We start from the raw sequence: 266 nt of genomic DNA, 5'->3' as shown, positions 1-266 counted from the left end.
GGTGCTGGCAGCGCTGTGGGTGATCAAACTCGAGTGCGCGCCTTCGACCACGGCGTCGTCCACCGCCGTCAGCGTCACCGTCTGCGCCGCGTCCCAGTTCGAGTTGTCGAACGTCAGCGTGGTGACGGAGACCGTCGTCTGTACCGGGGTTTCGAAGACGCTAATCGTGATCGTCACGGTGTCGGTCGGCTCCGAGGTCAAAACGACGTCGTAGGTGTCGGTGTCGGCGGAGAGCGGCGGCGTTGCCTCGTTCACGCTCGTCGAAC

1 protein-coding gene is annotated in these 266 nt (G+C 64.7%); it reads right to left on the bottom strand.

Features of this window, described 5'->3' with window-relative positions:
* Positions 1-266: hypothetical protein (locus PZC42_RS21610; RefSeq protein ID WP_277214236.1), on the bottom strand; the 266-nt coding region annotated here is incomplete at both ends.

It is taken from the genome of Isoptericola croceus, from assembly GCF_029382255.1.
GTDB lineage: Bacteria > Actinomycetota > Actinomycetes > Actinomycetales > Cellulomonadaceae > Isoptericola > Isoptericola croceus.
This window is presented reverse-complemented; position numbering and strand designations above follow the sequence as displayed.